We start from the raw sequence: 21,166 nt of genomic DNA, 5'->3' as shown, positions 1-21,166 counted from the left end.
CTTTGTGCCGCTGGTCCGGATCGCGCCATGCAACCGTGACACTGTGGCTGCGTTACGACCTCGCAATGATGTCACGATCCCTGCTCAAGGTCGCCAGCTACAACATCCACAAGGGTATCGGTCTCGATCGCCGCCGCAGTCCCGAGCGCGTGATCGAGGTGCTGCGAGAGATCGACGCCGACGTCATCGCGCTGCAGGAGGCCGATCGCCGTTTCGGCAGCCGGGAGGGAGTGATTCCCGCCCATCTGCTCGAGGAGCATAGCGACTATAAGGCGGTCGAGTTCGGCATGCGCGCGCTGTCGATGGGGTGGCACGGCAACGTCATCCTAGTCCGCAAGGCAAGCCAGGTGGTTGATCGCGAGCCGATCCACCTCCCCTCGCTCGAGCCGCGCGGCGCAGTGCTTGCGGACGTGCGCAGCCATGCAGGCGTTGTGCGCGTGGTCGGCATGCACCTTGACCTATCGGGCCTATGGCGTCGCCGGCAGGCCGCCGCGGTGATGAGCCATGTCGACAGCTGCAGCCAGCGCCATCCTACGGTGCTGATGGGCGACCTCAACGAATGGACCGCGGCGGCGGGCTGCCTGCGCGATTTCGCGCGCGACTTCACCGTTGCCGCCACCGGGCCCAGCTTCCACGCCCGCCGCCCGGTCGGCCGGCTCGACCGGATCATGGTCTCGCGCGACCTGACGGTGACCGATTGCGGGGTCCACGCCAGCGCCGCGGCGCGCAAGAATTCCGATCACCTGCCGATCTGGGCAACGCTGGCGCTGGCATGATCGCGCCTCGGCTCGAGCGTTGAGCGTGCGCGACAAGGAACTGCGGCTGGCGCTGGTCTGCTACGGCGGGGTGAGCCTTGCCGTCTACATGCACGGCATCACCAAGGAGATCTGGCGGCTGGTCGGCGCCAGCCGCGCCCGCCACGCCGATGACGCCGGTGACGCGGGAACGACGGACAGCCCCTATGCCGCGTTGCTCGAAGCGATCGAGACGAGCGCGGGAATCCGGCTGCGGGTGCTCGCCGACATCATCGCCGGTGCGTCCGCCGGCGGCATCAACGGCATCTTCCTGGGGCAGGCGATCACCAGCGGGCAGAGCCTCGATCCGCTGACCGACCTGTGGCTCGATTCGGCCGACGTCGAGGCGCTGGTCGCGAGCGAGGCGGCCCCGTCGTCGCGCTTCGCCAAGATGTGGGCGCTGCCGATCGCCTGGATGGCGGCCGGGCGCAGCGCGGAGCGGGTGGAGGAACTGGAGGAGGCGACGCGGGACGAGGTGCGCGGCAAGCTCTCGCACTTCGTTCGCTCTCGCTGGTTCGAGCCTCCGTTCGGCGGCGAGACCTTTACCGGGCTGCTGCTCGATGCGTTCGATGCGATGGCGGCAAGCAAGGCGGGGCCGCGGCTGCTCCCCGACGGGCAGCCGCTCGACCTGTTCGTCACCGTCACCGATTTCACCGGCCACCCCGAGCGCCTGGCGCTGAACTCGCCGCCCGAGGTGCTGGAGACCGAGCATCGGCTGGTGATCGGCTTCACCGACCATGGCATCGCCGGCCATCCGCTCGCGGCGATACCCGATCTCGCCTTCGCCGCGCGCGCGACCTCAAGCTTTCCCGGCGCCTTCCCGCCATTCACCGTCAAGGAACTCGACACGGTGCTCGCGGCACGCGGGCTCGACTGGGCGGGCCGCGCCGCCTTCCTCCAGCGGGTGCTGCCGCGCCAGTTCGCCGCCAACCAGGCCGACAAGACGGTGCTGATCGACGGCTCGGTGCTCGCCAACGCGCCGTTCCGGCCGGCGATCGACGCGCTCAAGCAACGCCCGGCGCGCCGCGAGATCGATCGCCGCTTTGTCTATATCGACCCCTCCCCCGGCCTCAAGCTCAGGCTCGGCAAGGGCGAGGCCGACCCCGGCTTCTTCCAGACCATCATCGGCGCACTGAGCGACCTGCCGCGCAGTCAGCCGATCCGCGACAATCTCGACGCGATCGCCGAGCGCTCGGCCCGCATCGACCGGATGCGCGGGATCGTCACCGCGCTGCGGCCCGAGGTGGAGGCGGCCATCGAGGCGTTGTTCGGCCATACGCTGTTCCTCGGCCGGCCGACCGCAGCGCGGCTGATCGCCTGGCGCCGGCGCGCGCAGGATGCGGCCGCGGCCGCCGCGGGCTTTGCCTATGCCGCCTACGGCCACCTCAAGCTGACCGGCGTGATCGAGACGATCACCGCCTTGCTCTACGAAGCCGGTGGCGAGTCCGGGCAACAGCGCTGGCAGCGGCTGCGCACCGCGATCGACGCGGCGATCGCCTCGCACGGCTTCGGCGACATCGGGCCGTCCTTCTCGGGCAAGGAAAGCGCGGCGACGATCGCCTTCCTGCGCACCTTCGACATCGGCTTCCGCATCCGCCGGCTGCGGCTGATGGCGCGCCGGTTAGCCCAGATCGAGGCCGAAGAGCGCACCGCCGAGCCGATGCGCGAGGCGATCTACGGCTCGCTCGCGACCTATCTCAACGCGCTGCGCGCCGACCAGCATCCCGCCTTGCGCGATGTCGTCCGTGATTTGCGCGACGATGCCGCGCCGCTGCTCGACGCGCTGTCCGCCAGCCTCGACCTCACCAGCCTCGATGCCGACACCGACCGCCGGCTCGCTGAGGGATTCGCGGCGCTCGACAAGTCGGCGCGGCGGACGCTGCTGCTGAGCTATCTCGGCTTCCCGTATTTCGACACCTCCACCCTGCCGCTGCTGCAGGGCGAAGGCCTCGACGAGTTCGACCCGATCAAGGTCGATCGGATCTCGCCCGACGATGCGACCTCAATCCGCGGTGGCGGCGCCGAGGCGACGCTCAAGGGTATCCAGTTCAACAACTTCGGCGCCTTCTTCAGCCGCGCCTATCGCGAGAACGATTATTTGTGGGGCCGCCTGCATGGCGCCGAACGCATGATCGACATCTGCGTCTCCACCCTGCCCGCCACCGTGCGGATGAAGCCTGGCCAGGTTGCCGCGCTCAAGCGCCAGGCGTTCCTCGCGATCCTCGACGAGGAGGAACCGCGGCTGACGGCGATCGGGGCGCTGTTCACGTCGCTACGGGAGGAGATCGGATAAAGGCTTGCGCCGGCGATCCGTCATCCCAGCGAAAGCTGGAGCTCGGTAAGGCGCGCGAGCATGGAGCCGCTTGAGACCCCAGCCTTTGCTGGGGTGGCGGGCGAGTGGCCGACCGACGCGCCACCATCACCTATCAAGCGTTATCCCGCCTCCATCCACCCTGCTTGCGCTGGGGTGACGGGGGCTCTAGCCTTGGCCGCCGCTAGGAGACGTTCATTGCAGTTCCTGAAAATCCTGTTCTGGTGCCTGCTCGCCTTCGTGGCGGCGCTGTTCACCTACAGCAATTGGAACAGCATCGAGATCCATCTGTGGAGCGGGCTAATTGCGGCGGTGAACCTGCCGCTGCTGCTGCTCGTCACCTTCCTGATCGGTTTCCTGCCGACCTATTTGTACATGGGCGCGCGCCGCTGGCGGCTACGGCAGCGGCTGACCACCTGCGAGCGAACGCTTGCCGACCTCCGCATTGCCGCAGTCACCCCGTCGCCGGCGCTGGTCGAGCCGACGCTGCCAGTCGCGACGCCGTTGCCGATCGCCGCGGCCGGTGAGGTCCCCGCCGAGACCGTGCCCGTCAGCGTGGTGCCCGCCACCGTGGTGCCGGTCGCCGTCGCGCCCGCCGAGACGCCGCCCGTCGATGGTGCGCCCGTACCGGCGGTGCCCGCAGAACCGGAAGCCGCGCCGTCGGCAACGCCGTCTGCCGCCACCGCACCGGACGAGCCGCTGGCGCAAGGCCGGCTGGTATGAGCCCGATCTACGTCGCGATCGATACGCCAGACCTCGATCGCGCCAAGGCGATCGCTACCCGCACCCGCCACCATGTCGGCGGGATCAAGCTCGGGCTCGAATTCTTCTGCGCGCACGGCCAGCACGGCGTCCACGAGATGGCGACGCTCGGCCTGCCGATCTTCCTCGACCTCAAGCTCCACGATATCCCCAACACCGTCGCCAAGGCGGTGCAAGCGCTGGCACCGCTCGCGCCGGCGATCCTCACCGTCCATGCCGCGGGCGGGCGGGCGATGCTGGAGGATGCCAAGGCCGCGGCGCCGAGCGGCACCAAGGTGGTGGCGGTGACGATGCTCACCAGCCTCGACGCGAACGACCTCGCTGCGACCGGGGTCGGCGGCAGCGCCCATGACCATGTCGTGCGGCTCGCCGAGCTGGCGCGCGAAGCCGGCGTCGACGGCATCGTCTGTTCGGGCGCCGAGGTCGCGGCCGCCAAGGCGCTGTGGCCCAAGGGCTTCTTCGTGGTTCCGGGGGTACGGCCGGCCGATGGCGTGATCGGCGACCAGAAGCGGGTGGTCACCCCGCGTGCAGCGCTCGATGCGGGTGCCTCGATCTTGGTGATCGGCCGCCCGATCACCCAGGCCGACGATCCCGACACGGCCGCCCGGGCGATCGGCGCTACCCTGTAAGCTTCGCATCTACCGGCGGTTTTCCGGAAGCAGCCCTGTTCAATTCCCCCCCCCATCACCCGAGACTTGCACAGGGTCCACGCCGCTTCCCCCGGGATGCTTCGGCTGATGTATCATAAATGCGCGGCCGAGCCCGGGATGACGAAGAAGAAGCGCGGATACGGTCCAATCTCGCGGCTTCGATCGCCGTCGCCGCGAGGCAGCAGCCTTGGTATCGGTTGGCTGCCACCGGAAAGCCATTGTGTTGCCGCGCCGCCGGGCCGACAGAGCCGGTCATGCCAAGCCTTGCCAAGATCTGCGGCCTTTCGACTCCCGCCACGCTCGATGCCGCGATCGGCGCCGGTGCGAGCCATGTCGGTTTCGTGTTCTTCCCGCCGAGCCCACGTAACCTCAGTGTCACCCGCGCCGCCGAACTCGCGGCGCGGGTTCCCGGCCATGTTGCGCGCGTCGGCGTGTTCGTCGATCCGGATGACGCGCTGCTCGAGCAGACGATGGCGGCGGGGCAGCTCGATGCCGTCCAGCTCCACAAGGTGACGCCGGCACGCGCCGCGGCAGTGCGCGCGCGGTTCGGCCGCGAGACCTGGGCCGCGGTGGCGATCCGCACCCGTGCCGATCTCGACACGGCGGCCAGCTACGCCGGCGCCGCGGATCGGCTTCTGTATGACGCCAAGACACCGGAAGGCGCTGCGCTGCCCGGCGGCATGGGGCTGCGGTTCGACTGGGCGCTGCTCGATGGGTTTCGCCACCCGATGCCTTGGGCGCTCTCCGGCGGGCTCGATGCCGGCAACATCGCGGAGGCAATCCGCCGCACCGGCGCAGCGCTGGTGGACGTGTCGTCGGGCGTCGAGGCGAGCCCCGGCATCAAGAACGTCGACAAGATTCGCGCGTTCCTGAAGGCCGCCGCCGCAGGCTGATCCTCGTTCGTCAGCGCATCAGCTCGCTCGAACGGTCGAGCACGCCAAATATTGATGCTCAGCGGAACCTGATCCGTCACCCCAGCGAAGGCTGGGTTTTCTCTCGAAGGCACAATGCCCCGTGGCGCGAGACCCCAGCTTTCGCTGGGGTGACGGACTGGCGGGTCGGCAGCATTACCGGCAGCTACGCCACATGGCCGCCGCCACCCCCAACCAACACTTGGCCTCTCGTCCGCAGGTGCTAAAGCGCTGGGATGAACGCCCCCAACACCTTCCGTGCCCAGCCCGACGAGCGTGGCCATTTCGGCGACTACGGCGGCCGCTACGTCGCCGAAACGCTGATGCCGCTGATCCTCGAGCTCGAGCGCGAGTATAAGGCCGCCAAGGCCGATCCCGCCTTCCAGGCGCAGTTCGACGATCTGCTCGAACATTATGTCGGCCGGCCGAGCCCGCTCTATTACGCCGAACGGCTGACCGAGGCGCTGCGTGCGTCGGCGCCGGATGGCCCAAATGGTGAGAAGCGCGGCGCGCAAGTGTGGTTCAAGCGCGACGAGCTCAACCATACCGGCGCGCACAAGATCAATAACTGCATCGGCCAGATCCTGCTGGCGATGCGGATGGGCAAGACCCGCATCATCGCCGAGACCGGCGCGGGCCAGCATGGCGTCGCCACCGCGACGGTGTGCGCGCGGTTCGGCCTGCCATGCGTGATCTATATGGGCGCCAAGGACATCGAGCGGCAGGCGCCCAACGTGTTCCGGATGAAGCTGCTCGGCGCTGAGGTCCGGCCGGTGACGAGCGGATCGCATTCGCTCAAGGATGCGATGAACGAGGGTATGCGCGATTGGGTCGCGAACGTCCACGACACCTTCTACATCATTGGCACCGCCGCCGGCCCGCATCCCTATCCGGAGCTGGTGCGCGACTTCCAGTCGGTGATCGGCAAGGAAGCGCGCGCGCAGATGCTGTCGCGGATCGATCGCCTGCCCGACCTGCTGGTCGCTGCGATTGGCGGTGGCTCCAACGCGATCGGCCTGTTCCACCCGTTCCTCGACGACGCGCAAGTCAAGATGCTCGGCGTCGAGGCGGCGGGCGAAGGGCTCGACAAGAAGCATGCGGCGAGCCTCGCTGGTGGCTTCCCGGGCGTGCTCCACGGCAACAAGACCTATCTGCTCCAGGATGCCGACGGCCAGATCACCGAGGCGCATTCGATCTCGGCGGGACTGGACTACCCGGGCATCGGCCCCGAGCATGCCTGGCTGAAGGACATCGGCCGGGTCGAGTATACCGCTGTCACTGATACGGAGGCGCTCGACGCCTTCCAGTTGCTATGCCGCACCGAGGGCATCATCCCCGCGCTCGAACCGAGCCACGCGATCGCCGCGGTGGCGAAGGTGGCGCGCGAGATGCGGCAGGACCAGATCATCCTCGCGAACCTGTGCGGGCGTGGCGACAAGGACATCTTCACCGTCGCCGACGCGCTCGGGGTGGCGATATGACCCGGCTCGCCAGCGCCTTCGCCCGCGCCGCCGCGGACGGCCGCGCCGCGCTCGTCACCTTCGTCACCGCCGGCGATCCCGCGCCGGCCGCGACCGGCGCGATCCTCGATGCGCTGGTCGCGGGCGGCACCGATGTGATCGAGCTCGGCATGCCGTTCACCGATCCGATGGCCGATGGCCCCGCGATCCAGGCCGCCAACATCCGCAGCCTGCTCGCCGGCACCACCACCGCCGACATCCTCGGCATCGCGGCGGCGTTCCGCGCCCGTCATCCCGCCACGCCGCTGGTGCTGATGGGCTACGCCAACCCGATGCTGCGCCGCGGCCCCGACTGGTTCGCGCGCGCCGCCGCCGAGGCCGGGGTGGATGGCGTGATCTGCGTCGACATTCCTCCCGAGGAAGACGATGCGCTCGGGCCGGCGCTGCGTGGCGCCGGGATCGATCCGATCCGCCTCGCCACGCCGACCACCGATGCGGCGCGGCTGCCGCAGGTGCTCGATGGCGCCAGCGGCTTTCTCTATTATGTCTCGGTCGCCGGGATCACCGGGCTGCAGCAGGCCGCGCAGGCCTCGATCGAGGCGGCGGTGACGCGGCTCAAGGCATCCACCGCGCTGCCGGTCGTGGTCGGTTTCGGCGTGCGCACGCCTGATCAGGCAGCCGCGATCGGCGCGGTGGCCGATGGCGTGGTGGTCGGCTCGGCGATCGTCGAGCTGGTCGCGCAACACGGCGCCGATGCGCCCGCCGCGGTCAGCGCCTATATCGCAAGTCTCGCCGGCGCGCTGGCGTCGGCCCGGAAGGTACCCTCCATGGACATCATCGCATGAGCTGGCTCAACAGCGTCCGCAACGCCCTTTCCTTCGTCGCCAAGAAGGAGAGCTCGGACGAGAATCTCTGGCACAAGTGCAAGGGCTGCGGCCAGATGGTCTTCACCCGGGAGCTGGAGGAGAATCTCTACGTCTGCCCGAAGTGCGACCATCACGAGCGGATCGGCCCCAAGGAGCGGTTCAAGCAGATCCTCGACGAGGGCAGCTGCGCCGAGATCCCCGTTCCCAAGGTACCCGAGGACCCGCTCAAGTTTCGCGATTCCAAGCGCTACAGCGATCGGCTGAAGGCGGCGCGGACCTCGTCGCAGGAACAGGACGCGCTGATCAACGCGCGCGGCACGATCCTTGGCCATCGCGTGGTGATGGGCGTGCAGGACTTCGGCTTCATGGGCGGATCGATGGGTCTCGCGGTGGGCGAGGCCTTCATCCGCGGCGTCGAGGCGGCGATCGCCGACCGCTGCCCCTATGTGATCTTCACCGCCGCCGGCGGCGCGCGCATGCAGGAGGGCATCCTCAGCCTGATGCAGATGCCGCGCTCCACCGTGGCGATCCAGATGCTCCACGATGCCGGCCTGCCTTATGTGGTGGTGCTGACCGATCCCACCACCGGCGGCGTCACCGCCAGCTATGCGATGCTCGGCGACGTCCAGATCGCCGAGCCGGGCGCGCTGATCGGCTTTGCCGGCCAGCGGGTGATCGAGCAGACCATCCGCGAGAAGCTGCCCGAGGGTTTCCAGCGCTCGGAATATCTGCTCGAGCATGGCATGCTCGACATGGTGGTCCATCGCAAGGAACTGCGCGAGCGGCTGGCGACGGTGATCGGCTACCTCTGCGGCACGCGCGCGGCGGCCTGAGCCGGCCGCAGCGATGCCCGATTTCGCGACTTCGTCCAGCCCGGCGGTGCAGGCGCAGCTCGATCGGCTGACCCTGCTCTCGCCGGGCGCCGACGTCCTCGGGCTCGAGCGGATCACTCGACTGCTCGCCCGGCTCGGCGACCCGCACCACTCGCTGCCGCCGGTGTTCCATGTCGCCGGCACCAACGGCAAGGGCTCGACCTGCGCCTTCCTGCGCGCCGCGATCGAGGCGGCGGGGCACAGCGTCCACGTCTATTCGAGCCCGCACCTCGTCCGCTTCAACGAACGGATCCGCCTTGCCGGGCAGCTGATCGACGACGAGGCGCTGGCGGCGCTGCTCGCCGAGGTGCTCGGCGAGGCGGAGGATCTCGGCGCGAGCTTCTTCGAGATCACCACCGCGGCCGCCTTCCTCGCCTTCGCGCGCACTCCGGCGGCGGCGACCATCGTCGAGGTCGGGCTTGGTGGCCGTCTCGACGCGACCAACGTCATCGCCAAGCCCGCGGTGACCGGCATCGCCGCGCTCGGGCTCGATCACGAGGCGTTCCTGGGCGACACGCTGGTCGCGATCGCCGCCGAAAAGGCGGGAATCGCCAAGCGCGGCGTGCCGCTGGTGACGATGGATTATCCGCGTGCCTGTCGCGCGCGGATCGCCGCGGTCGCCGATGCCGCAGGGGCACCGGTGATCGCGCGCAACGCGGCGTGGCGGAGCGAGGCGCTGCGCAACTCCATGCGCTATCAGGACGAGGGCTTTTCGGTGGTGACCCGCCGCCCGCGGCTGGTCGGCCCGCACCAGGGGCGCAACCTCGCGCTCGCGATCGCCATGCTCCGCCACCAGGGCGCAATCGCGGTGCCCGAAGCGGCGATGCGCGCCGCCGCCGATTGGGCGCACTGGCCGGCGCGGATGCAGCGCCTGAACAATGGTCCGCTCCACGCCCGGCTGCCGGCGGGCTGCGAGCTTTGGCTCGACGGCGCCCACAACCCCTCCGCCGCGCAGCCGGTCGCCCGCGCGCTGCGCAGCCTCGCGCGCGGGCGGCCGGTCACCCTGGTGTCCGGCATGCTCGCCAACAAGGATGCTTCCGGCGTGCTGCGCGCGCTCGCGCCCGGCCTCTCGCGGGTGATCGCGGTGCCGGTGCGCGGTCACGACCATCACCCCCCAGCGACCCTCGCGGACTTTGCCCGCGACCTCGGCACCGAGGCGACGACCGCCGAGAGCCTCGACCAGGCGCTCGATCTCGCCGCGGCGGGCGGGAGCGATCAACTCGTGCTGATCGCCGGCTCGCTCTACCTCGCCGGCGAAGCGCTCGCCGCCAACGACGAACAACCGAACTGACGAATTATTGCGATTGACTATCAATAGCTGAAGCGCGACCTTGCCGGTTCAACAGGAGTCGCGCCCCATGACCGACGTCGCCACCACTGCCACCCACCTGCCCCACGCGTTGCCCGATTGCCCCAATGCGCGGATCGCGCTGTTCGCGATGCGGCGGATGGGCGCCAACGGCCTCGCCGATGCCCGCGCCAGCCACGCGCTGTTCACCGCCTTTGGCCAGGGCTTCAAGCGCCCGCTGGTGCTGATGCGCAGCTTCATGGCCGACCTCGCCAGTGCGGCGAGCGGCACCATTGCCATCGCACCCTGCTGCTGCGCGCGCACCACCTCGGCCGAGGCGGCACTGCTGACCATTCTCGCCCGCGTCGAAACCGCGCCGGGCGCCGCGCGGTTGCTGATGACCGATCTGCTCGGCGTCCGCCAGGTCGAGGGCGTGCTCGCCAGCGCCGCGGTACTCGCCGCCGCCTTCGCCGACGACGGCCGCCCGATCACCGGCTAGACGGCCTCGCCCTCGCGCGCGTCGCCCTTGCCGACGATGCCGGCGCTGCCGATCGAGCGGTCGACCAGCCCCGAGCGGCACATCCACCAGAACAGCAGCACCCCCGGCAGCGCGGCCACCGTCGTCCCCCAGTAGAAGGCGACATAGCCGAAGCGATCGACCAGCTGGCCGGTGGTGGTGGCGGTGAGCACCCGCCCGACCACGCTCGCCGCCGCCGAGATCAGCGCATATTGCGCGGCGGTGAAGCGGAGATCGGTCAGCGCGGAGAAATAGGCGACCACCGTCACCCCGCCGATCCCGCTCGAGGCGTTTTCAAACGCCATCGCCGCGCCGAGCCCGAGGTTGCTGTGCCCCGAGCCGGCGAGCAGCGCGAAGCTCGCGTTGGAGACCATCATCAGCACCAGGCTGATCAGCACCGAGCGCTTGAGGCCGAGCCGTGCATAGAGCGCGCCGCCGATGAACAGCCCCACCCAGAACGCCCAGAAGCCGACGCCGACATCGTAGAGCGCGATCTCGTCGTTGCTGAACCCGAGGTCGTCGAGCAGCAGCCGCAGCGCCTGCTGGCCGAGCGTATCGCCGATCTTATGGATGAGAATGAAGGCCAGGATCACGAACGCGCCGTGGCGGCGGAAGAATTCGGTGAACGGCCCGACGATCGACGACGCCAGGTCGCCGATCCCGCGCCGCTCGATGACGACCAAGCGGCGCACCGGCTCGCCGCGCACCAGCGCGACGATCATCGCCGGCAATGCGAAGGCAATGCAGGCCAGATAGGCGACATGCCAGTTCGTCCGCGCGGCGATCACCAGCGCCAGGCCGCCGGCGAGCACCGAGCCGATCTTCCAGCCATATTGGGTCATGCCCGAGCCGACGCCCATCTGGTATGGCTCGAGCGTCTCGATCCGATAGGCGTCGATGACGATGTCGTAGGTGGCGCCGGCAAAGCCGACTAGGATCGCGGCGGTGATCGTGCGCGACAGCTCGGTCGCGGGATCGACCAGCGCGAGATTGGCGATCGCCACCATCACCAGCACGCCGGCGAGGAGCAGCCACGACACGCGCTGGCCGAGGCGGCCGATCAGCGGCAACCGCACGCCATCCACCATCCATGCCCACAAAGGCTTCAGATTGTAGACCAGGAACGCCAGGGTGAAGGCGGTGATGGTCGATTTGTCGAGGCCATCCTGCTTCAGCCGAGTGGTCAGCGTCGCGCCGATCATGGTGAAGGCAAGCCCCGAGGAGATCCCCATGAAGAACACCGCGAGCGGACCCCGCTCGACATAAGGCCGCAGGCCGTCCCACCAGCTCGCCTGCCGCACGCTCTCGTTCATCGCCGCTCCACTCGTCACTCGCAGCGGCGACACTAGCGCCAAATCTCGCCGCGGCTAGAACGGATCGACACCCGAGCGACGGCAGGCCCGGATCGCACGCTCACACCTCAGCAATAGCCGGTCCTCAACGCCCGCGCCCAATCTGCGCGCCCGTTGGCGTCGGCGTCGCACGCCGCCTGCTCCCAATCATAGGCCACTTTCCGAAAATCGGCCGACCAGCGGCCGCCACGGTCGTCGATCACCGCATAGCGCGCGTGCGGCGACCCGCTCTCCATCCGGTGCAGAAACGGCCGGTCATCGTCATAGACGGGCAAGCCGACGCTGCCCGGGTTGACGATCAGCCGGCCGTCGCCAAGCGTCATCGCCCGCTGGAGGTGGGTGTGGCCACACAGGATAACTGCCGCGTCAGCACCAGCGGCGCGGGCCTCGACCTCCGCCTCGCTGGCCGGCCGGGCGCCATCGGCGGTGACGGTGTCGAGGAAGTAATCGACATCGCTTGCGGGCGTGCCGTGGACCAGCAGCACGCCGCCATCGAGGCGCAAGCTTGTCGGCAGGCTCGCCAGCCAGGCGCGGTGATCAGCGTCGAGCGTCGCGGCGGCATGGCGATCCGACAGCCCCAGCCGCTCGGGCGGCAATTCGCCAAGCTGTCGCTCGTGATTGCCGCGGATCGTCGGCAGGCCCAGCGGCATCAGTCGCGCCGCCGTGGCCGCCGGAAACAGCGCGCCCGAGCAGATGTCGCCGAGGTTGACGATCAGGTCGACGCCGTCCTTTGCGATGTCAGCGAGCACGGCGTCGAGCGCTGCAATATTGCCGTGGATGTCGGAGATGGCCGCGATCTTCATCGCCGCAGCATAGCCGCCGGCGCCTCGGCGCCTACCCCCGCTGGCTCGACGGAGCCGCTAGATCTGCCGCTCGAACAGCCGCAGACCCGGTGGCAGCCGCTTTGGCGGCTTGCCCGCGAGGCTCGCCTCGATCGCCGCGATGGCGCCGAGCAGATCCTTGGGATTGTAGGGCTTGGCGAGGCACCCCACCGCGATCGCGCTCGCCTCGTCGGGAAAATGACCGGTGACGAACAGCACCGGCACCGATCGCGCGACCGCGGCGCGGGCGACGTCGAGCCCCGAGCCGTCGGCGAGATTGACGTCGACTAACACGAGGTCGATCACCTTGTCCGATCCGATCACCTCCAGCGCGTCGGCGACCCGATCCACCGTGGCGACGATGTGATAAGCGGCATCCGACAGGAAATATTCGGTGTCGAACGCCACCAGCGGCTCATCCTCGACAACGAGGAGGCGCTCGATCTGACGTTTCTTCCGACCAAAAATCATCGTCCAGCCTGCTCCGAGCGCAATTCCGGTGCGGTTCGTTACGCTCGCGCGACATAACGCGCGCTTTGTTGATCAGTCGCAAATATTTTCGCGTTGAGCGCCAATCACCTGTATGGCCGCGCCATGCCGAGCCACCAGGACGACCAAATTCCGCCCGATCGGGCCGGAGACCGTATTGCCAAGCTGTTGGCGCGCGCCGGCGTGGCGTCGCGCCGAGACATCGAGCGGATGATCGCCGACGGCCGCATCGCCAAGGACGGCGTGGTGCTCGATACGCCCGCCACCGTGCTGAAGTCGCTCGCCGGGATCACCGTCGATGGCGAGCCGGTCGGCGCACCCGAACATGCCCGCCTGTTCCTGTATCACAAGCCGCCCGGGCTGCTCGTCACCGAGCGCGATCCCAAGGGCCGGCCGACGATCTACGATCGCCTGCCCGCCGATCTGCCGCGCGTGGTGCCGGTCGGCCGTCTCGATCTCGCTACCGAGGGGCTGCTGATGCTGACCACCGATGGCGGCTTCAAGCGCCAGCTCGAGCTGCCCGCGACCGGCGTCGAGCGCAGCTATCGCGCGCGGGCTTATGGCAACGTCACCCAGGCGCAGCTCGAGGATCTCGCCGACGGCGTCGAGATTGAGGGCATCCGCTACGGATCGATCGACGCCAACATCGAGCGGCGCACCGGCGCCAATGTCTGGATCGAGCTGACTCTGACTGAGGGCAAGAACCGCGAAGTGCGGCGCGTGCTCGAATATCTCGGGCTGCAGGTCAGCCGCCTGATCCGCACCCGCTACGGCCCGTTCGTGCTCGCCGATCTGCCGCCAGGCGAGGTTGGCGAGATCAAGCAGCATGATCTGGTCGCCTTCCGCAAGACGCTGGAATCGCCGCGCCGCCAGCGCGAGCAGATGGAGCCTGTGTCGGTCGAGGGCCCGGCGCGGAACGCCGGCGCGAGCGGCCGCCCGCGATCGCACCTCCCGTCCCAGCGCCAGGAGGGTGACGTTCCCTATCGCGGCGAGCGCGTGCCGCGTCCGGTGTCGGCACGCGGCTCGCGTGGCGCTGCCCGCCATCCCGCCGACGAGCGGGCCCCCGCGGGTCGCCCGGCGCCCGCGGAGAGGAGTGAGCGTCCATCTTTCCGCACCGGCGATGACCGCCCGATGCGCAGCGAGGCCCAGCAGGGCCAGCGCCGCACTCCCGATCGCGCCGCGCCCGCCCCGCGTGGTGATGCACCGCGCCCCGGCTTCAGGCCGCAGGCCGATCGGATGGCACGTCCCGGAACCACGCGACCGTCCCGCACCGCCACCGATCCCCGCGCCGCGCGCAGCGACGCCGATGCACGGCCGCCGCGCGCCGCCGCTCCCGATCGCACCGGCTGGGCCAAGGCCGCGCCACGACCCAACAAGGGCCGCCCCGATCGCAGCGCCACGCCGCGCCCGCCTCGTGCCGGCGACGATCGGCCGGAGCGTGCCCCCGCCCCGCGCGGCGAGCGGATGGACGCCGTGCGCGGCGAGCGGACTGACGCCTCGCGCGGCGCGCGGACCGGCGCGACCCTGTCGCCGCGCACCAAGGGCCCCGCCGGTGGCCGCGGCCGCCCACCGCGTGACGGCGATAATCCCCGCACTGGCCCCGGCAAGGGTCCGGCCGGTGGTCGCGGCCATCCGCCCAAGGCGAAGCGCTGATGCGGGTGATCGCCGGGCAATGGCGAGGGCGGCCGCTGGTCGCTCCCAAAGGCGAGGCGACGCGGCCCACCGCCGATCGCACCCGTGAGGCGCTGTTCTCGATGCTCGCCAGCCGGCTCGGCAGCTTCGAGGGGCTGGCGGTCGCCGATCTGTTCGCCGGCTCAGGCGCGCTCGGCATCGAGGCGCTGTCGCGCGGTGCGGGCTCGTGCCTGTTCGTCGAGCAGGATCGCGCCGCGGTCGACGCGCTCAAGGCCAATCTCGCCAAGCTCGAGACGCGCGCGGATGTCCGCGCCACCTCGGTGCTGGCACTTGGCCCGACTGCGACGCCGCTCGACCTGATCATGATGGACCCGCCCTATGGCACCGGTGCCGGCGCGGTGGCGCTCGACAAGCTCGGCCGGCTCGGCTGGATCGGGCCCGCGACCTGGGTCAGCATCGAGACCGCCAAGGCCGAGGAGATCGAGGTCGCCGGCTTTGCGATCGACGCCACCCGCGTCCACGGCAAGGCGCGGCTGACGCTGCTGCGCCAGGCCTAGACCAGCAGGTCGGCCACCGGCGGTGCCGACCGGCCGCGCACCAGCACCAGCGCCACCAGGCTGAGCAGCGCCGCACCGCTGAGATACAGGCCGACCAGCGCCAGCCCGCCCTTCATCGCCAGCCCCTGCGCGATCAGCGGGGTGAGGCCGCCACCGATCACCCCGGCGACGTTGAACGCGATCGACGCGCCCGAATAGCGCACCCGCGCCGGGAACAGCCCCGGCAACCACGCGCCGAGCGGACCGTAGACGAAGCCCATCATGAACAATAGCACCGCGAGGAACGCGAACAGCTCGCCAAGCGAGCCGCTGCCCATTAGCGGCGCCATCACGAAGCCGGTCAGCGCCACGCCGACGCAGCCGGCGGCGAGCACGCGGCGCTCGTCGAACCAGCGATCGGCGAGCCATGCGGACAGATAGATGCCGAGTGCCATGAACAGGATCGCGCCGAGCTGAACGCCAAGCAGCGCCTGCATCGGATAGCCCAGCGTCTTGGTGCCATAGCCGAGCACGAAGGCGGTGGCGATGTAATAGGTCGCAAAGCAGGCGACCGCGCCGATCGTGCCGGCGATCGTGACGCCCGCATGGCGGCGCAGCACCTCGGCGATCGGCACCGCTGGCGGTGGCGCCTCGGCAAGCGAGGCGGCGAACTCGGCGGTCTCGACCAGCTTAAGCCGGATCCACAGTCCGAGCAGCACCAGCAAGGCGCTGATCGCGAACGGGATCCGCCAGCCCCAGTCGCGGAACTGGTCGGGCGTCAGCCACAGGCCGAGCAGCAGGAACAGGCCATTGGCGGCGATGAAGCCGACCGGCGCGCCGAGCTGCGGCGCCATGCCGTAGCGCGCGCGCCAGCCCGGCGGCGCATTCTCCACCGCGAGCAGCGCCGCCCCGCCCCATTCGCCGCCGAGGCCGAAGCCCTGGCCGAAGCGCAGCAGGCACAAGGCGACCGGGGCTGCCCAGCCGGCGCTCGCGTAAGTCGGCAGCACCGCGACCAAGGTCGTCGACAAGCCCATCGTCAGCAGGCTCGCGACCAAAGTCGACTTGCGGCCGATGCGATCGCCGAAATGGCCGAACACCACGCTGCCGATCGGCCGCGCGAAGAACGCGACTGCGAGCGTCGCGAAGGCGGCAAGCTGCTGGGTGCCGGCCGCGCCCTTGGGGAAGAACAGCTCGCCGAACACCAGGCTCGCGGCCGTGGCGTAGATGTAGAAGTCGTAGAATTCGACGGCGGTGCCAACCAGGCTGGCGAGCAGGATACGGCGGGCGGCGGGAGGATGCATGCCGCCCTGTATCGTTTAGCAGCCGCATCGCGCAACTAAAGGAATGTCGATGCTGCCCCGGCTTGCAAGATGCGCCGCCGCTACCTGGGTTCGCGGAGGAAAGAAGAACGGCCCGGCGCACCGAAACCGACATCCCCGACCCGCTGACATTTTACGGCAACAATGCTCCCCCATAGCGCCGGCAGCCGCTGCTCCTCTCCCCCTTTGAGCGCGGCTGTCGGGCGCCTCCCCTGTCGCCCGGCCTCCCTGAACTACGGGGCGGTTCCTCACCGAGCCGCCCCGGATTTTGTCGGGGCTTCCACAACAGCTTGGCGGTTGCCTCCGGCCTCGGCGTTCCCTACCTGTTCACCGGTGAACGACCTCGCCCCCCGCCCGTCTGCCGCCGTGCAGGATCCGCCCTATCTTCAGGGCCTGAACGATCCCCAGCGCGAGGCGGTACTGACCACCGAAGGCCCGGTGCTGATGCTCGCTGGCGCCGGCACCGGCAAGACCGCGGCACTCACCGCGCGGCTGGCGCACCTGCTCTACACCCAGCGCGCTTATCCTTCGCAAATCCTGTCGGTGACCTTCACCAACAAGGCCGCGCGCGAGATGCGCGAGCGGGTCGGCCGGCTGGTCGGCGATCTCGTCGAGGGCATGCCCTGGCTCGGCACCTTCCACGCGATCGGCGCCAAGATGCTGCGCCGCCACGCCGAGCTGGTCGGCCTGCAGAGCAATTTCACCATCCTCGACACCGACGACCAGCTGCGCCTGCTCAAGCAGATGATCGTCGCCGCCGATCTCGACGAGAAGCGCTTTCCCGCGCGCAGCCTCGCGGGACTGATCGACGAATGGAAGAACAAGGGGCTCGTTCCCGCCGATATCGATGCCGGCGAGAGCGAGCGCTACGCCAACGGCCGCGGCGGCGAGCTCTATGCGCAATATCAGGCGCGGCTGAAGGCGCTCAACGCCTGCGACTTCGGCGATCTGCTGCTGCACATGCTGACCATCCTCAAGACCCACCGCGACGTGCTCGAGGACTACCAGCGCCGCTTCAAATATATCATGGTCGACGAGTATCAGGACACCAACAGCGTCCAGTATCTCTGGCTGCGGCTGCTCGCCCAGGCGCGGCGCAACATTGCCTGCGTCGGCGACGACGATCAGTCGATCTACTCCTGGCGCGGCGCCCAGGTGGAGAATATCCTCAAGTTCGAGAAGGATTTCCCCGGCGCCAAGGTGATCCGGCTCGAGCAGAATTACCGCTCCACCCCGCACATCCTCGGCGCCGCCGGCGGCGTCATCGCCAACAACAGCGGCCGGCTCGGCAAGCAGCTGTGGACCGAGCTCGACGCCGGCGAGAAGGTCCAGGTGATCGGCGTCTGGGACGGGCCCGAGGAGGCTCGCCGCGTCGGCGACGAGATCGAGGCATGCCGAAGGAACGGCAAGAGCCTCGACGACATTGCCATCCTGGTTCGCGCCCAGCACCAGACCCGCGAGTTCGAGGATCGCTTCATCGCGATCGGCATGCCCTACAAGATCGTGGGCGGCTTCCGCTTCTACGAGCGCGCCGAGATCCGCGATGCGCTGGCCTATCTGCGCATCGTCAACCAGCCCGCCGACGATCTCGCCTTCGAGCGGATCGTCAACGTCCCCAAGCGCGGCCTGGGCGACAAGGCGATCGCCAAGATCCACCAGCTCGCCCGCGCCACCCGCGTGCCGCTGACCACCGCCGCCGCGCGGATTCTCGATACCGACGAGCTCACCCCTCAGGCGCGCCGCACGCTCGGCAATTTCATCGGCGACATCGCTCGTTGGCGCGACATGGCGCGCGACCTGCCGCATGCCGAGCTCGCCCGCCAGTTGCTCGACGAGAGCGGCTATACCGCCATGTACCAGGCCGAGAAGTCGGTCGAGGCCGCCGGCCGGCTCGAGAATCTCAACGAGCTCGTCCGCGCGATGGAGGAATATGAGAGCCTCGGCGCCTTCCTCGAGCATGTCAGCCTGGTGATGGACAATGAGGGCGGCAAGCAGGACCCGCAGGTCACGATCATGACCATCCATGCCGCCAAGGGCCTCGAGTTCGACACCGTGTTCCTGGTGGGCTGGGAGGAAGGCGTGTTCCCGTCGCAGCGCAGCCTCGACGAGGGCGGGCTGCGCAGCCTGGAAGAGGAGCGCCGCCTCGCCTATGTCGCGATCACCCGCGCGCGCCGCCGCGCGGTGATCATCCATGCCGCCAACCGTCGCATCTATGGCCAATGGACCTCGAGCATCCCCAGCCGGTTCGTCGGCGAGCTGCCGCCCGAGCATATCGACAGCGAGACCACCATGTCCGGCGGCGCCAGCCTGTGGCAGGCTAATTGGAGCGAGCGTGCCGATCCCTTCGCCAATGTCGCGCGCGGCAACGGCCGCGGCCCCGGCTGGCAGCGCGCCGCCGGCTCGGGATCGGGCTTCACCACCGCCCAGACGCGTATCGTCGAGACCCGCACGCCATCGGTCAGCATCGGCAACAAGGGCCGCAGCGACCTCTCGGTCGGGCAGCGCGTGTTCCACCAGAAGTTCGGCTATGGCGCTATCGCGGAGATCGAAGGCAACAAGCTCGAGATCGATTTCGAGGCCGCCGGTCGCAAGCGGGTGATGGACAGTTTCGTGACGCTGGGCTGAGCCCGCGCTCAGGGCAGTCGATCGGCCGGCAGCGGCGGCTCGATCACCCCGAGCAGCAGCGCCAGCGCCATGTCGCGCGCAGCGCCGGCGAGCGCCGCGTCCGGCAGTTCGCCCGCCGTCCAGAACGACAGCACGCCGCGAAAGCCGAACGCCAGCTGGCCGGGTAAGCGACGCAGCGCGCCCTCCCGTTGCGCCGGGATCAGCCCGTCGCCCGCGCCCAGCGCCAGCGCCCACAGGGCAGTCGATCGCGCCCACACCGTGCCCGGGCTACCACCCCCAGTGCCGATGAAGCCCATCACCGCGCGGTTGACCACCGGCTCCTCCAGCATCACCGCCGCTGCCGTATCGACCGCCAGCAGCACGCGCTGCGGCGCCTCTCCCGCTGGCCGCGCCGCGCGGTAGCGCGCTTCCATGCTGTCGATCCGCCGGCCCGACAGCGCGTGCATGATCGCATTCTTGCTGCCGAACTGGTTGAACGGGGTGGCGAAGCTGACCCCCGCCTCGGCCGCGAGATCGCGCATCGAAAAGTCGGCCCGGTCGAGGCGCAGCAGCCGCTCGGCGGCGTCGATCACGCGCTGGCGCAGCGGTTCGCCGCGCACGCTGGTGGGTGGGGACGTCTTGTCGATCATCATCGCTCTTTCTATATCATGATATACCGCATTGCTACTGAGGAAATGATCATGGTCGTTGCCGCCAAAACCTTCGTCATCACCGGGGTCAGTTCCGGGCTCGGCCGCGCCTTTGCCGAGGGCGCGCTCGCTGCGGGCCATCGCGTGATCGGCACCGTGCGCCGCACGAGCGATGCGGATGCCTTTGCCGCGCTCTCGCCAGCCCACGCGATCCCGTTGGTGCTCGACGTCACCGATTACGCAGCGATCCCGGCTGCCATCGCCGCTGCCGAGCGCCAGGCCGGGCCGATCGACGTGCTGGTGAACAACGCCGGCTATGGCCATGAAGGCGTGCTGGAGGAATCATCGATGGACGACCTCCAGCGCCAGTTCGCCGCCAACGTGTTCGGGCCAGTGGCGATGATCAAGGCGGTGCTCCCCGCCATGCGCGCGCGGCGGCGTGGCCACATCGTCAACGTCACCTCGATGGGCGGCTTTATCACCATGCCGGGGATCAGCTTTTACTGCGGCAGCAAGTTCGCGCTGGAGGGCATCTCCGAAGCACTCGGCAAGGAGGTGGCGGGCCTCGGAATCCGGGTGACCGCGCTCGCCCCCGGCCAGTTCCGTACCGACTGGGCGGGCCGATCGATGGATCGCACGCCGCGCAGCATCGCCGATTATGATGAGGTCATGGACCCGATCCGCGCCGGGCGTCAGGCCAAGAGCGGCAACCAGCCAGGCGACCCGGCTCGGGCCGCCCAGGCGCTGCTTGCTCTTGTCGATGCGGAACAGCCGCCGGTACGGCTATTCCTGGGTAACGACGCGCTCGGGCTGGTCGACCAGAAGCTGGGGATGATGAAGGCCGAGATGGCCGCCTGGGACGCGCTCTCGCGCTCGACCAGCTTCGCGGCGTGACACGTCCGCCACGCGATCGTTCGGTTCGCCCGATCGCGGCCGTTATTCCGTGAATGGCTCCGGAACTGGCCCTGACGCCGACGCCGTGCTGCTCGCCGCGACCAGCCGGTTGCGGCAGATCTGGCGCAGGTCGCGACGGATGCTCGGACCGCTGAGATGGGCATTGACCGACGGGTAACGCTCGCGCTCGAGTTGCCGGCGGATATCGTCGAGCGAGGTGCACGGGCCGTTGCGCGCCAGCGCATAGGCGCGCTCCACCGTGGAGAGGGCGCGGATCGGTTGCTGCCGGTCGTCCTCATCCATGCGCGTGGTTCCAGTTGCATCCGGCGGCGGCGGGGAGCGCCAACAGGCTCGATCCCCGCGGCGCGCAGCACGCATGGGCCGCCAGGGCCCGCCCGCGGGCCTGGAAAAAGCTGATGTCCATGATGGATACCTCTG

Annotated in this window: 20 protein-coding genes; 14 read left to right on the top strand and 6 right to left on the bottom strand. The window is 69.4% G+C overall.

Translation table 11 applies throughout. The features are described 5' to 3' along the window. Nucleotides 1–65: 65 nt before the first annotated feature. From OXR60_RS15565 to OXR60_RS15520, 10 genes are all read left to right on the top strand, one after another. On the top strand, nucleotides 66–776 hold the full coding sequence (locus OXR60_RS15565; RefSeq protein ID WP_267396856.1) for an endonuclease/exonuclease/phosphatase family protein: 711 nt from the start codon (nucleotides 66–68) through the stop codon (nucleotides 774–776). A gap of 25 nt (nucleotides 777–801) precedes the next feature. Then, nucleotides 802–3,087 (top strand): patatin-like protein, encoded by a 2,286-nt coding sequence (locus tag OXR60_RS15560; protein WP_267396853.1) that lies wholly within the window; start codon nucleotides 802–804, stop codon nucleotides 3,085–3,087. A gap of 216 nt (nucleotides 3,088–3,303) precedes the next feature. Then, complete coding sequence (locus OXR60_RS15555) at nucleotides 3,304–3,828, top strand: lipopolysaccharide assembly protein LapA domain-containing protein (protein ID WP_267396852.1); 525 nt, start codon at nucleotides 3,304–3,306, stop codon at nucleotides 3,826–3,828. Beyond that, entirely contained in the window at nucleotides 3,825–4,496 is a 672-nt protein-coding gene (gene pyrF / locus OXR60_RS15550) for an orotidine-5'-phosphate decarboxylase (RefSeq protein WP_267396851.1), read from the top strand. The genes OXR60_RS15555 and pyrF overlap by 4 nt, the downstream gene beginning before the upstream one ends. A gap of 275 nt (nucleotides 4,497–4,771) precedes the next feature. Next, on the top strand, nucleotides 4,772–5,410 hold the full coding sequence (locus tag OXR60_RS15545; RefSeq protein WP_267396850.1) for a phosphoribosylanthranilate isomerase: 639 nt from the start codon (nucleotides 4,772–4,774) through the stop codon (nucleotides 5,408–5,410). A gap of 254 nt (nucleotides 5,411–5,664) precedes the next feature. Further along, nucleotides 5,665–6,909 (top strand): tryptophan synthase subunit beta, encoded by a 1,245-nt coding sequence (trpB, locus tag OXR60_RS15540; protein WP_267396849.1) that lies wholly within the window; start codon nucleotides 5,665–5,667, stop codon nucleotides 6,907–6,909. Then, nucleotides 6,906–7,733, top strand: a complete 828-nt coding sequence (gene trpA, locus OXR60_RS15535; RefSeq protein WP_267396848.1) for a tryptophan synthase subunit alpha — start codon at nucleotides 6,906–6,908, stop codon at nucleotides 7,731–7,733. Before trpB ends, trpA begins: the two co-directional genes overlap by 4 nt. Then, a complete protein-coding gene (gene accD / locus OXR60_RS15530) occupies nucleotides 7,730–8,587 on the top strand; it encodes an acetyl-CoA carboxylase, carboxyltransferase subunit beta (RefSeq protein ID WP_267396847.1) in 858 nt (285 codons plus the stop codon). The genes trpA and accD overlap by 4 nt, the downstream gene beginning before the upstream one ends. Before the next feature lie 13 nt (nucleotides 8,588–8,600). Then, a complete protein-coding gene (locus tag OXR60_RS15525; RefSeq protein WP_267396846.1) occupies nucleotides 8,601–9,917 on the top strand; it encodes a bifunctional folylpolyglutamate synthase/dihydrofolate synthase in 1,317 nt (438 codons plus the stop codon). Between the two features lie 67 nt (nucleotides 9,918–9,984). Further along, nucleotides 9,985–10,413, top strand: a complete 429-nt coding sequence (locus tag OXR60_RS15520) for a DUF6628 family protein (protein WP_267396845.1) — start codon at nucleotides 9,985–9,987, stop codon at nucleotides 10,411–10,413. Here OXR60_RS15520 and OXR60_RS15515 read toward each other — a convergent pair. From OXR60_RS15515 to OXR60_RS15505, 3 genes are all read right to left on the bottom strand, one after another. Next, on the bottom strand, nucleotides 10,410–11,744 hold the full coding sequence (locus OXR60_RS15515) for an MFS transporter (protein ID WP_267396844.1): 1,335 nt from the start codon (nucleotides 11,742–11,744) through the stop codon (nucleotides 10,410–10,412). The genes OXR60_RS15520 and OXR60_RS15515 overlap by 4 nt on opposite strands. A 107-nt stretch (nucleotides 11,745–11,851) precedes the next feature. Further along, nucleotides 11,852–12,586, bottom strand: coding sequence for a metallophosphoesterase family protein (locus tag OXR60_RS15510; RefSeq protein ID WP_267396843.1), 735 nt, complete (start codon nucleotides 12,584–12,586; stop codon nucleotides 11,852–11,854). Nucleotides 12,587–12,643: 57 nt separating this feature from the next. Beyond that, nucleotides 12,644–13,075: a response regulator gene (locus tag OXR60_RS15505; protein WP_267396842.1), complete on the bottom strand. Its 432-nt coding sequence runs from the start codon at nucleotides 13,073–13,075 to the stop codon at nucleotides 12,644–12,646. A gap of 93 nt (nucleotides 13,076–13,168) precedes the next feature. Between OXR60_RS15505 and OXR60_RS15500 the strand changes: the two genes are divergently transcribed. After that, nucleotides 13,169–14,746, top strand: a complete 1,578-nt coding sequence (locus OXR60_RS15500) for a pseudouridine synthase (protein ID WP_267396841.1) — start codon at nucleotides 13,169–13,171, stop codon at nucleotides 14,744–14,746. After that, complete coding sequence (gene rsmD / locus OXR60_RS15495; RefSeq protein WP_267396840.1) at nucleotides 14,746–15,282, top strand: 16S rRNA (guanine(966)-N(2))-methyltransferase RsmD; 537 nt, start codon at nucleotides 14,746–14,748, stop codon at nucleotides 15,280–15,282. The genes OXR60_RS15500 and rsmD overlap by 1 nt, the downstream gene beginning before the upstream one ends. On the opposite strand, the gene OXR60_RS15490 is transcribed toward rsmD, so the two are convergent. Then, nucleotides 15,279–16,562, bottom strand: a complete 1,284-nt coding sequence (locus OXR60_RS15490; RefSeq protein WP_267396839.1) for an MFS transporter — start codon at nucleotides 16,560–16,562, stop codon at nucleotides 15,279–15,281. The genes rsmD and OXR60_RS15490 overlap by 4 nt on opposite strands. A gap of 351 nt (nucleotides 16,563–16,913) precedes the next feature. On the opposite strand from OXR60_RS15490, the gene OXR60_RS15485 reads away from it, so the two are divergent. Next, nucleotides 16,914–19,205, top strand: a complete 2,292-nt coding sequence (locus OXR60_RS15485; protein WP_267396838.1) for a UvrD-helicase domain-containing protein — start codon at nucleotides 16,914–16,916, stop codon at nucleotides 19,203–19,205. Nucleotides 19,206–19,213: 8 nt separating this feature from the next. On the opposite strand, the gene OXR60_RS15480 is transcribed toward OXR60_RS15485, so the two are convergent. Next, entirely contained in the window at nucleotides 19,214–19,834 is a 621-nt protein-coding gene (locus OXR60_RS15480) for a TetR/AcrR family transcriptional regulator (RefSeq protein ID WP_267396837.1), read from the bottom strand. 51 nt (nucleotides 19,835–19,885) lie between these two features. Here OXR60_RS15480 and OXR60_RS15475 point away from each other — a divergent pair, with 51 nt between their 5' ends. Beyond that, complete coding sequence (locus OXR60_RS15475) at nucleotides 19,886–20,728, top strand: oxidoreductase (RefSeq protein WP_267396836.1); 843 nt, start codon at nucleotides 19,886–19,888, stop codon at nucleotides 20,726–20,728. Between the two features lie 42 nt (nucleotides 20,729–20,770). Here OXR60_RS15475 and OXR60_RS15470 read toward each other — a convergent pair whose 3' ends face one another. Beyond that, nucleotides 20,771–21,031 carry a hypothetical protein gene (locus OXR60_RS15470; RefSeq protein WP_267396835.1) on the bottom strand — a complete coding sequence of 87 codons (261 nt, stop codon included), beginning with the start codon at nucleotides 21,029–21,031 and terminating at the stop codon, nucleotides 20,771–20,773. Between the last annotated feature and the right edge of the window lie 135 nt (nucleotides 21,032–21,166).

The sequence above is a fragment of the Sphingomonas sp. GC_Shp_5 genome (genome assembly GCF_026540855.1).
Lineage (GTDB): Bacteria > Pseudomonadota > Alphaproteobacteria > Sphingomonadales > Sphingomonadaceae > Sphingomonas.
Note: the sequence above shows the minus strand (reverse complement) of the source record. Positions and strands in the feature narration are given on the sequence as shown.

Coding starts and splice junctions, on each gene's coding strand:
- OXR60_RS15565 (WP_267396856.1), top strand. CDS start 66: ATGATGTCACGATCCCTGCTCAAGGTCGCCAGCTACAACATCCACAAG.
- pyrF (WP_267396851.1), top strand. CDS start 3,825: ATGAGCCCGATCTACGTCGCGATCGATACGCCAGACCTCGATCGCGCC.
- OXR60_RS15545 (WP_267396850.1), top strand. CDS start 4,772: ATGCCAAGCCTTGCCAAGATCTGCGGCCTTTCGACTCCCGCCACGCTC.
- trpB (WP_267396849.1), top strand. CDS start 5,665: ATGAACGCCCCCAACACCTTCCGTGCCCAGCCCGACGAGCGTGGCCAT.
- trpA (WP_267396848.1), top strand. CDS start 6,906: ATGACCCGGCTCGCCAGCGCCTTCGCCCGCGCCGCCGCGGACGGCCGC.
- accD (WP_267396847.1), top strand. CDS start 7,730: ATGAGCTGGCTCAACAGCGTCCGCAACGCCCTTTCCTTCGTCGCCAAG.
- OXR60_RS15525 (WP_267396846.1), top strand. CDS start 8,601: ATGCCCGATTTCGCGACTTCGTCCAGCCCGGCGGTGCAGGCGCAGCTC.
- OXR60_RS15520 (WP_267396845.1), top strand. CDS start 9,985: ATGACCGACGTCGCCACCACTGCCACCCACCTGCCCCACGCGTTGCCC.
- OXR60_RS15515 (WP_267396844.1), bottom strand. CDS start 11,744: ATGAACGAGAGCGTGCGGCAGGCGAGCTGGTGGGACGGCCTGCGGCCT.
- OXR60_RS15510 (WP_267396843.1), bottom strand. CDS start 12,586: ATGAAGATCGCGGCCATCTCCGACATCCACGGCAATATTGCAGCGCTC.
- OXR60_RS15505 (WP_267396842.1), bottom strand. CDS start 13,075: ATGATTTTTGGTCGGAAGAAACGTCAGATCGAGCGCCTCCTCGTTGTC.
- rsmD (WP_267396840.1), top strand. CDS start 14,746: ATGCGGGTGATCGCCGGGCAATGGCGAGGGCGGCCGCTGGTCGCTCCC.
- OXR60_RS15490 (WP_267396839.1), bottom strand. CDS start 16,562: ATGCATCCTCCCGCCGCCCGCCGTATCCTGCTCGCCAGCCTGGTTGGC.
- OXR60_RS15480 (WP_267396837.1), bottom strand. CDS start 19,834: ATGATCGACAAGACGTCCCCACCCACCAGCGTGCGCGGCGAACCGCTG.
- OXR60_RS15475 (WP_267396836.1), top strand. CDS start 19,886: ATGGTCGTTGCCGCCAAAACCTTCGTCATCACCGGGGTCAGTTCCGGG.
- OXR60_RS15470 (WP_267396835.1), bottom strand. CDS start 21,031: ATGGATGAGGACGACCGGCAGCAACCGATCCGCGCCCTCTCCACGGTG.